The sequence below is a fragment of the Actinosynnema sp. NPDC059335 genome (genome assembly GCF_042752395.1).
Classification (GTDB): Bacteria; Actinomycetota; Actinomycetes; order Mycobacteriales; family Pseudonocardiaceae; genus Actinosynnema.
On sequence record NZ_JBHYXZ010000142.1, the window covers coordinates 13,559 to 19,225 of the forward strand.

General features: G+C 75.3%; 5 protein-coding genes. 1 reads left to right on the plus strand and 4 read right to left on the minus strand.

All coding sequences use genetic code 11. The annotated features are described in order from the left end of the window. Positions 1 to 255: 255 nt before the first annotated feature. Complete coding sequence (locus ACFXGA_RS31955; protein WP_378094386.1) at positions 256 to 2,037, minus strand: substrate-binding domain-containing protein; 1,782 nt, start codon at positions 2,035 to 2,037, stop codon at positions 256 to 258. 97 nt (positions 2,038 to 2,134) lie between these two features. Continuing rightward, positions 2,135 to 3,019 carry a 3-methyladenine DNA glycosylase gene (locus tag ACFXGA_RS31960; protein ID WP_378094388.1) on the minus strand — a complete coding sequence of 295 codons (885 nt, stop codon included), beginning with the start codon at positions 3,017 to 3,019 and terminating at the stop codon, positions 2,135 to 2,137. Between the two features lie 105 nt (positions 3,020 to 3,124). Here ACFXGA_RS31960 and ACFXGA_RS31965 point away from each other — a divergent pair, with 105 nt between their 5' ends. After that, positions 3,125 to 4,330, plus strand: coding sequence for an MFS transporter (locus ACFXGA_RS31965; RefSeq protein ID WP_378094390.1), 1,206 nt, complete (start codon positions 3,125 to 3,127; stop codon positions 4,328 to 4,330). A 193-nt stretch (positions 4,331 to 4,523) separates the two neighbouring features. On the opposite strand, the gene ACFXGA_RS31970 is transcribed toward ACFXGA_RS31965, so the two are convergent. Both ACFXGA_RS31970 and ACFXGA_RS31975 read right to left on the minus strand, forming a co-directional pair. Beyond that, entirely contained in the window at positions 4,524 to 4,793 is a 270-nt protein-coding gene (locus tag ACFXGA_RS31970; RefSeq protein WP_378094392.1) for a hypothetical protein, read from the minus strand. 56 nt (positions 4,794 to 4,849) lie between these two features. Continuing rightward, positions 4,850 to 5,667: CU044_5270 family protein (locus tag ACFXGA_RS31975; protein WP_378094394.1), on the minus strand; the 818-nt coding region annotated here is incomplete at its 5' end.

Sequence of the window (5,667 nt, forward strand, 5' to 3'; positions counted from 1 at the left end):
TCTGTGGGGGGGGGGGTGTGCGCGCGCCCCCCCCCCCGCGCGCGCGCCGACCCCGGGGGGGGGGGGGGCCGCCGCCGGGCGGCCTGCCGCCGTTCGGGTGCCGGGTCGGGGCGGACCGGTCGCGGTGGGCAGCCGAGGGAACCTCGGATCCGGCCGGTGCGCCGGTCGGGGCGGGCGAGCGGCGGCCGGCGGGACACCGGGATCCGGCCGAGCAGCGCGGTCGGCGCGCCGACGGCGGCGGCCGGGGCGGAGCGGCTAGTCGGCCGACAGGAGTTGGCCGAGGGCGGCGTCCACGCCGCGACCGTCCGCGACCACCGACAGCGTGCCGCCGGTCGAGCGGGCCAGTTCGGACAGCGGCTCGCGTTCCGGGTCCGGGCCGAGCGCGATCACGCTGATCGCGATGTCCTTGCCCGGCTGCCTGGCCGAGGCCAGCGCCTCCGTCAGCTCCCCGAACGTGAGGCCGCCGTCGTTCACGCCGTCGGTCAGCACCACGATCCGGTTGCGCTTGCCCTCCTGGTAGTCGGCCAGCATCCGCTCGTACAGCGCGAGCACGCTGGTGTAGAGCTGGGTCGCGCTGCGCGGTTCCAACCGCGCCACGCCGTCCAGCAGCGCCTGTCGCTGGGTCGCGACCGGGCCGGTGGCCACGAGCTGCCGGTACGGCTTGTCCCCGTCGAGCTGCCGGGAGAACTCCCACAGCCCCAGCGACCCGGACACCGACCGGTTGACCTGCCCGGACAGCGCCTGCTTGACCCAGTCCATCCGGCTGCGGCCGTCGCCGCCGGGTTCCTCCATCGACTTGGACGTGTCCACCAGCACGGTGACGACCTGGCCGCCGTCCGCGGTGGCCCACGCGGCGGAGATCTGCTGGGCGGTGTTGGCGTCGGCGGGCGTGAGGGTGTCGGTGACGGCGGCCCAGCGGATGCCCGGCGACGGCTTCGGCCGCTCGGTCGTGGCCTCGACGCGCAGGCCCGCGGCGGCCAGGATCTTCTGCTGGTCGGGCTCGCGCAGGAACTCCCGGAACGCCTGCGCCGCGCGCACCTGCGCCTCGCCGACCCAGTCGCCCGCCAGCGGCACGAACGGGAAGTCGGCGATCGGCGTCGGCCCGCCCGCCGCCACCCCGTACAGCGGCTGCGACGGCGGCGTGCCGGTGTCCTTGCCGGTGTTGTGCCGGTACAGGTCCACCTCGAACACCGGCACCGCGCTGAACCCGGCCGCGTTCACCGCGGTGTCGTCGCCGAGCAGCTTCATCGCCTCCCACGTGCTCGCGGGGGTCTGCTCCGGCCGGGACGCCGCCAGCGCGCTCATCGTGCTCTTGACCGGGTCGAGCGCCAGCATCTCGGTCGTGACCGGGCCCTTGCCCTCGGGGCTCGCGCCGGCCAGCGCGGACTGCACGGCCATCGCGGTGGCCGTGTTCGTCGCCGGGTCCGGCATGGCGACGGTGAACCGGCCCCACTCGGGGTGCCCGAACCGGCCCCAGCCGTCCGCCGCGCCGGTCAGTTCGGGCAGGTCGGTCCACCGGAACCCGGAGCCGGACTGCACCGCCTGCGCCGGCTCCCGGGGCAGCGCGAGCAGCACGGGGCTCGCCGCGATCGACTCCGGCGCGGCCCCGAGCAGGGTGGCGTTCTGCGCGGTCAGCCGGTTGGCCCACAGCATCGAGTCGGTGACCCACGCGTGCGGGCGCTCGCCGAGCTTCCCGGCGTCCCAGCCCTGGGTCAGGCCCTGGAGCACGACCTCGGAGTCGATGGACTGGACCTCGACCTGGATGCAGTGGTCGTAGACCACGGGCCGCTGCTCGCTCCACGCCTCGGCGACCTGCTTGACCGCCTCGGCGACGCTGGGCGTCGACGCGATCCGCAGCAGCGCGTCGCCCTCGTTGCAGTCGCCCGCCTGGGCGGCCGCGCGGCGTTCCACGATCCCGCCGACCCAGGTCCAGCCGACCCACCCGAGCGCCACGAGGACCACCAGGCCGACGATGGCCACCGGCCATTTGGCGATGCCGCGCCGCACCTTCGTCCGCAGCGCGCGGTGTCGAGACATCGTCTTCCTCTCAGCGTCCGACCGAACACGGCTGGCGAATCCCGACCGGCGTCAAACTAACAGGTGACACCTGGTGCGGGGGTGAAGTCACGCCAGGTCATCGAGTGGTGACGGGAACCGCCGAGAGCACGCGGAGCAGGTCGATCAGCCGCGCCCTCAGCGGCGCGGCGGCCTCGGCGAACGCGCTCTGCTGCCGCACGTACTCGGCCCGGCCTTCGGGGGTCTCGATCGGCACCGGCCCGTAGCCGAGCCCGGCCAGGTCGTACGGGCTGGCCCGCATGTCCAGCTCGCGGATGCGCACGGTCAGCTCGAAGCAGTCCGCGACCAGCTCCGACGGCGTGGCCGGGTCGAGCTTGTAGGCCCACTTGAACAGGTCCATGTTCGCGTGCAGGCAGCCGGGCTGCTCCAGCTCGACCTGCGTCTCCCGGGTCGGCTGGAGCGCGTTGCGCGGCCGGGCGTCGGGGGTGAAGAAGCGGAACGCGTCGAAGTGCCCGCACTGCACCCGCTGCGACTCCACCACCCGGTCGGTGCCCTCGCTGCCCAGCCGCAGCGGCCACGCGTTGTGCCGCACCTGGTCCGGCCGCTGCCGGTAGACCATCGCCCACTCGTGCAGGCCGAAGCAGCCCAGGCGGGGAGCCCGGCCGGCGGTCGCGGTGAGCAGCCGGCCCGCGAACGCGATCGTGTTGGCGCGTTCCCGGGCGAACGCCTCGACGTCCAGCGTCACGCCGTCCGGGGTGCGCCGGTACAGCGGCCACCGCAGGTAGGCGTCCGCCGCGTCGCCCTCCAGGACCACGCCCGGACCTGGGTGCCAGCGCTCCAGCCGCGACGGGCGGTGCGAGTAGTACGAGAACAGGAAGTCCATCACCGGGTGCTTGCGGCCCGCGGCCTTGCGCTCGTGGTGCGGGCCGGTCCACCGCCGCACCCGCTCGGCGTGCGCGTCCCGGCGCGCGGTCCACTCCGCTTCGGACAGCACGACCCCCACGTCACCAGGGTACTTCGGGCCGGCCGGCGACCCGCGCGAGGTCTGCGGGTTGAGCCCTCGCTAAATCGTGTGGCCGTGCCGGGTCTTCTTGGCAGGGTGGCGGTCATGTCCAGGGGGTGGGTGCGGCTGCAGGCCGTCGCGGTGTCGGGTTCGGTGGCCGAGGGGCTGATGTTGGCGGTGTTGCCGTGGATCGCGGCGGCGATCACCTCGGACCCGAGGCGGCTGTCGCTGGTCAACGTGGTGGGCCAGGCGCCGTGGCTGTTGTTCTCGCTGTTCGCGGGCGTGCTGATCGACCGGGTGCGGCGCAGCGCGGTGCTCGCGTCGGCCTACGCGGTGCAGGCGTGCGCGGCGCTGGCGCTCGCCGTGGCGGGCGTGGCGGACGCGCTGAGCCTGCCGTTGCTGCTGGTGGTGGCGTTCGTCGTGACGTCGGCGCAGGTGCTCGGGGACGGGGCGAGCGGCGCGCTCGTGCCGGAGGTGGTGGAGCCGGCCCGGTTGGCGACGGCGAACACGCGGCTGATGGTGATCGACCGCGGGGTGGTGCAGTTCGCGGTGCCGCCGGCGGCCGGGTTCCTGGTCGCGTTCGGCCTGGGCACGCCCGCGTGGGTGGCGTTCGGGGCCGCGGTGGTGGCGCTCGTGCTGGTGCGGGGGCTGCGGTCGGCTCCGGCGACGCCGTCGGCCAAGCACCCGCTGCGCGACATCGGCGAAGGGCTGCGGTTCCTGGTCGGGACGCGGCTGCTGCTGGCGATCACGGTCTCGGTGGCGCTCGGGTCGTTCGCGGCGAGCGCCACGATGGCGATGTTCGTGCTGTACGCGAAGGAGCTGCTGGGGCTGGGCTCGGTCGGGTACGGCGTGATGCTCGCGGTGATGGCGGCCGGGTGGGTGGTGTCGTCGCTGTTCGTCGGGCGGGTGGTGGACCGGCTCGGCTACGCGTGGTCGATGCGGCTGGCGCAGGTCGGGATGGTGGTCGGGCTCGCGCTGATCGCCGTGCTGCCGCCGTGGGCGTGGGCGATCGGGGTGGTGATGTTCGCCGAGTCCGCGATCGTGATGGTGTGGAACGTGTGCTCGCAGTCGAGCCGCCAGCGCTTCACCCCGCCCGCGCTGCTCGGCCGGGTGCTGACGAGCCACCGGGCGCTGGCCTGGGGCCTGACGCCGCTGGGCGCGCTGGCCGGCGGCTTCGTGGCCGCCGGGTTCGGGCTGCGGGCGGTGTGGGTGATGGGCGCGCTCGTGCAGGTCGGGGCGCTGGTCACGTCGTGGCGCTACCTCTCGCCGCGCGCGTTCCGCGAGGCGGAACTGGTCGCGGCGGGCCGCTGACGAGGGGCGAGGGTAGGTGCTCGGCGGGCGCACGGGTGGGGCGGGCGGACACCGGTTCGTGCCGGACCCGGGCCGGCGGGCCGCTGACGGGCGTGCGGTTCGGGCCGTGGGCTGTCGAGCCGCCGACGGGTGCCGGCCCGAGCCGGTGACCGGTCCGGTTCGTGCCGAACCGGGGCCGGCCCGCCGGACGCCCTCAGAGCGGGGGGATCAGGCCGGGGAACTTGCGGGCGCCCGCGCAGTGCGGGCACTCGCGGCCGTTGTCGACGGTGCGCGGCGTGCCGCCGATCACGGCCGAGGTCGGGTTGGCGATGAACCCCGCGCCGCCGCACAGGTGGCAGATGGTGCGCGGCTCGGAGGTCACGCCGAACAGGTCGTCCTCGTCCTCTTCGTCATCGTCGTCGAAGCCGTCCTCGTCCTCGTCCGGGTCGAAGTCGTCCTCGTCGTCATCCTCGCGCGGCTCCACGTGACCAACCGTAGTCGGGTGGGACCGGCGGCGCGTCGCCGGCCGGTCCCCCAGCCTCAGGGCTGCTGCCCCGCCTGGTCCACCACGGCCTGCTCGACGATCGCGTGGAAGTTCGTGCCGAGCAGCTCGTAGGTCTCCGCGTCGAACACGATCACCACCGGCTTCGCCTCGGGCGACGACCCCGCCGGCACCGGCCACGTGATGCCCACCCCGGCCCGGCCCGCCGCGTCCCGCGCGTCCGGCACCACGGACAACCCGGGCACCCGGGCCGCCGCCTCGTACAGCGCGGCCCTCGACGCCGGCGGCAGGAGGTCCTCGTTGATCAGCGCCAGCACGTCCTTGCCGCGCGCGTTGACGCTGCCCGGCTCGCCGCCGGCGTTCGCGTCGAGGTAGGCCAGCATGCCGTCCACGTCGGTGGGGAGGTCGGAGCGGTAGGCGGGCCTCGGCTCGCACGGCTCGGTGACGCCGGGCAGCGGGTCGGGGCCCTTGTGGACGGCCATCCGCCCGTCCCGGCAGCCGGGCATCGGCGTGGTCGTGCCGTCGCCGTGGTTCAGCAGCCCGTCCCGGGTGCCGTCGACCGACAGCCAGATCTCCCGCTCCGCCGTGCCGTCCCCGGTGCTGCGGGTGTAGACGAACTGGTCGGGCCGGGGCGCGGCGGCCGGGTCGGCGCGGGCCGCCTCGGCGGCGAAGGACAGCAGCCGCACCGAGTCCGTCACCGGCCGGACCTCGCCCTCCGACGGGCCGGCGGACGTGGCCGCGGCCTGGCCGCCCGGTGTCGTTTCACCGGACGGGAACAGCGTGACCGCCGCGGCCACGGCCGCCGCCCGGCCGGTCGCCCCCCCGCCGGGCGGCCCATGCCGGGACCGGCCCCCGC

What these genes read in the sequence shown, in the direction of transcription:
- ACFXGA_RS31955 (WP_378094386.1), bottom strand. Translation starts at nt 2,037, where the DNA reads ATGTCTCGACACCGCGCGCTGCGGACGAAGGTGCGGCGCGGCATCGCC.
- ACFXGA_RS31965 (WP_378094390.1), top strand. Translation starts at nt 3,125, where the DNA reads ATGTCCAGGGGGTGGGTGCGGCTGCAGGCCGTCGCGGTGTCGGGTTCG.